This window comes from Mycobacterium sp. 1245805.9 (assembly GCF_001672915.1).
Taxonomy (GTDB): domain Bacteria; phylum Actinomycetota; class Actinomycetes; order Mycobacteriales; family Mycobacteriaceae; genus Mycobacterium.
This window is the reverse complement of the sequence record NZ_LZKR01000102.1, coordinates 1-3,159: the sequence shown is the minus strand read 5'-3', so window position 1 is coordinate 3,159 and position 3,159 is coordinate 1. Positions and strand designations below refer to the sequence as shown.

The window sequence follows — 3,159 nt, the reverse complement described above, 5'->3', positions numbered from 1 at the left end:
CCCCCGGGGGGGCGAGCATCGGGCAGATGGACTCGCCCACCGACATCGCGTTGCCGGGTTCGCCGAAGTCGATGCCGGCGTGGTTCCGCGCGTCGATGACGGCGTCGTCGGCCCCGGCGTCGGCCTCGGCCGGCGCCGCGCAGGCGGCGGCCCCGGTGAGCAGGGCCGCGGTCGCGGCCAGCAGGCGGATGGTCAGCGGCTGGTGACGAAACACCCAGATCCACCGCTGGGTCTCCGCTGTAAGTGCCTTCATGCCAACCTCCCCGTCTATTGCCGGGTGCTCTGAGGGCACTCCAGTCACTTGTGAAACTCTGGTCTATTTCTGTCACGTTTACAACACGGTGCGATAAAGGTTTGCACAATAAGCGTTTCGTGAGGGGATCGCCCGCGCGACGTCGCTTAATGGGCCGTGGGGCGCCCCGGCGAGCGGCGGCGGATCGAGGCCACACTGTGACCTGACACTCGGGCGGAGGCCGGATTTTCAGCGGCCGTTTGGACCAGAATCCGGCCCATGACGACGAATCAGAGGGGCTTCTCGCGTCAGACGTTCATTCGCGGCGCCGTCGGAATGCTGGCGACCGGAGCGGTTTTCGGCACCGCGCGCGCCGCCGCGGACCCCGCCGCCGGTTGGGGCGGCCTGGCGTCCTCCATCGGGGGCAACGTGTTGCTGCCCGCCAGCGGCGCCCAATTCTCCTCGGGCAAGCAGGTTTTCAATTCGCTGTACAACAACACCAATCCGGCGGCGGTGGTCAAGGTGTCCTCGCAGTCGGACGTGCAGAAGGCTGTCGCATTCGCGACGGCCAACGGGCTCAAGATCGCCCCGCGCGGGGGCGGGCATTCGTACATCGGGGCGTCCAGTCCGAACGGCGCGATGGTCATCGACCTGCGCGGGCTTCCCGGCGGGGTGAACGTCGACGGCGCCGGTAACGCCACGGTGACGCCGGCGACCACGCTGTACGCGGTGCACCAAGGGCTGGCCGGCGCCGGGCGCGCCATCCCCACCGCTACCTACCCGAGCGTCGGCATCGGGGGACTGGCGCTGGGCGGCGGGGTGGGCGCCGATTGCCGCCACGCCGGTTTGACCTGCGATGCGTTGCAGTCGGCGACGGTGGTGCTGCCCAGCGGCGAGGTGGTCACCGCGTCGGCGAACGATCATCCGGATCTGTTCTGGGCGTTGCGCGGTGGCGGCGGCGGCAATTTCGGGGTCACGACGTCGATGACGTTCGCCACGTTCGCGACCGGCGACAGCGATGTCGTCCGGCTGGACTTCCCGCCGGCGTCGGCGGTGCAGGTGCTCGCCGGCTGGCAGACGTGGCTGAGCGGCGCGGACCGAAACACTTGGGGGATAGTCGATCTCTCGATCGGCAACCAGCCCAACTGCCACGTTCTGGCCACCGCCCCCGCGGGCGCCGGCTCCGGCGTGGTCGACGCGATCAAGTCCGCGGTCGGCGTGGCGCCGACCGCCGTGGTGAACAAGACGCTCAGCCACATGGACCTGGTGACGTATCTGGCCGGGGGCAGCTCGACGGCGACGCCCGTGGGATTCGTGGCCGGATCCGACGTGATCGCGACGATGAATTCCGCTGCGGCGCATGCCGTTGCGACCGCGATCGGGCAGTGGCCCGCGTCCGGCGGCAAGGCGGCAGTGCTGATCGACCCGCTGGACGGCGCCGTCGGCGACGTGCCGGCGGGGAACACGGCCTTCCCGTGGCGCCAGCAGTCCGTGCTGTTGCAGTGGTACGTCGAGCCCGCCGCCAATCAGGTGGCCGCCGCGCAGCAGTGGCTGAGTTCCGCACACCAAGCGGTGCAACAGTTTTCGGTCGGCGGCTACGTCAACTACCTGGAGCCCAACAGCTCGCCGTCGCGCTATTTCGGCTCGAACCTGTCGCAGCTGGCGACGGTGCGGCAGAAGTACGACCCCAACCGGGTGATGTACTCGGGGGTGAGCATCTGATGGGCGAACTCGCGCGCGTCCGCTATCTCGTCGACGACGTGCGGGCGGCCGTCGACTTCTACACCACCCACCTGGGCTTCGCCGTCGATCTCGACGCAGTGCCCGCCTTCGCCGCCGTCGTGCGCGGCCCGCTGCAGCTGCTGCTGGCCGGGCCCAAGAGCTCCGCGGCGCGTCCGATGCCCGACGGTGCCACGCCCGGACCCGGCGGCTGGAACCGGATACAGCTTGTCGTCGAAGACATCTCCGCCGAGGTCGAGCGGCTGCGGGCGGCCGGTGTGGATTTCCGCAACGACATCATCAGCGGCCCGGGCGGGCAACAGGTCCTGCTGCGCGACCCCTCCGGCAATCTCGTGGAACTGTTCCAGCCCGCGCCCCGCACCGTTGCGCGCTGACGCAACCGCATAACCGGTGGTCAGCCCAGAAGCCTTGGCATGCTTTACTTCTGAGGCGTGCGGCAGCTCGACGCGAGCGCTTCGGGTGAACGCGCGGGGTCAACAAATCGGCGACCTTCCACACCGCCGAGTCGGATCGCGCGGTGATCATCTGCGGCAGCGCTGGAACCCGGCGGGCGTGAGTTTTTGTAACGACATCATCAGCGGCCCGGGCGGACAACAGATCCTGCCGCAGGATCCCTTTGGCGAATTCGTGGAACCATTGCGACCCGCGCTGCGTCTAACGGCGGAGGCCCACGAAATAACTTGTGCCACTTTGGTTTCGGTGGTCACATTGCGGCGATTCTTGTCGGTGGCCGTTTGTAAGATTCGGGGCATGGGTTCGAGTAGTCGTGAGGAGATCGTCGAGGGTTTCGACGCGTTCAACGGCGCCCTGAAGCGGCTGTGCGATTTGTCCTTTGACGTGTTGACCACCCCGGAACGACTGGCCGCCCTCGAACAGCTGGAACGCGCGGCGCGTCGGCTGCGCGCCCCCCAGCACGAGCTGATCAATCAACTCGACGCGCAGGCCACGCCGGCAGAGTTGGGCGGCAACCTGTGTTGCGCGCTGGCGGATCGGTTGCGGATCACCAAGGCCGAGGCCGGGCGGCGCATCGCCGAGGCCGAGGATCTGGGTGAGCGTCGGGCGCTGACCGGAGAACCGCTGGCCCCGCAACTCGCCGCGACGGCCGCGGCGCAACGTGAAGGACTGATCGGCGATGGGCATGTGCGGGTGATCCGCAGCTTTTTCGCCCACCTACCCACCGAGGTCGA

At 68.4% G+C, this 3,159-nt stretch carries 3 protein-coding genes and 1 pseudogene; 3 read left to right on the top strand and 1 reads right to left on the bottom strand.

The genetic code is table 11. The features are described 5' to 3' along the window. Positions 1–253 (bottom strand): annotated as a pseudogene (locus tag A9X00_RS14840) (DUF732 domain-containing protein); the annotation flags it as partial. A 258-nt stretch (positions 254–511) separates the two neighbouring features. On the opposite strand from A9X00_RS14840, the gene A9X00_RS14835 reads away from it, so the two are divergent. The 3 genes from A9X00_RS14835 to A9X00_RS14825 form a co-directional block, all read left to right on the top strand. Then, complete coding sequence (locus A9X00_RS14835) at positions 512–1,954, top strand: FAD-dependent oxidoreductase (protein WP_067154532.1); 1,443 nt, start codon at positions 512–514, stop codon at positions 1,952–1,954. Next, complete coding sequence (locus A9X00_RS14830) at positions 1,954–2,346, top strand: VOC family protein (protein WP_067154529.1); 393 nt, start codon at positions 1,954–1,956, stop codon at positions 2,344–2,346. The genes A9X00_RS14835 and A9X00_RS14830 overlap by 1 nt, the downstream gene beginning before the upstream one ends. Before the next feature lie 376 nt (positions 2,347–2,722). Further along, positions 2,723–3,159 (top strand): DUF222 domain-containing protein (locus tag A9X00_RS14825; RefSeq protein WP_156772099.1); only part of this gene is annotated, 437 nt, incomplete at its 3' end.

Bases quoted from the DNA above. Each gene is read 5' to 3' on its own strand.
- A9X00_RS14835 (WP_067154532.1), top strand. From the start codon at position 512: ATGACGACGAATCAGAGGGGCTTCTCGCGTCAGACGTTCATTCGCGGC.
- A9X00_RS14830 (WP_067154529.1), top strand. From the start codon at position 1,954: ATGGGCGAACTCGCGCGCGTCCGCTATCTCGTCGACGACGTGCGGGCG.